The organism is Pseudomonas viridiflava, from assembly GCF_900602065.1.
Classification (GTDB): domain Bacteria; phylum Pseudomonadota; class Gammaproteobacteria; order Pseudomonadales; family Pseudomonadaceae; genus Aquipseudomonas.
In genome coordinates, this window is record NZ_UWFN01000322.1 from 1 (window position 1) to 285 (window position 285).

At 58.2% G+C, this 285-nt stretch carries 1 protein-coding gene; it reads right to left on the reverse strand.

The window, feature by feature from the left end; genetic code table 11:
- A partial coding sequence (locus EE949_RS24375) for a hypothetical protein (protein ID WP_346773488.1) occupies positions 1-285 on the reverse strand: 285 nt, incomplete at both ends.

Here is a 285-nt window from a genome sequence, read left to right on the forward strand (position 1 = left end):
GATGTCATCCAGTCGCTGGGTCCAGCGCCTGAGGTGCGAACGCTCCTGATTCAGGTAGCTTTGCATCTCGTCATGACGAACGAGATCGTTGATGCCCCGGGAACCCAGCCCCACACCGTTCAGCGTGCCCTGACTGTTTTCATCCAGCGCTTCGATATCCTCTTCGAGCTCCCCATGGAGCTTTTCGCCCAGCGCCGATCTCATCTGCGCCTGTTCGTTTTCCATGTCCAGCCTGGCAAACCGCTGTTGAAAGCGCTCGTTGTAATCGGCGCCTCTCCTGTAGGC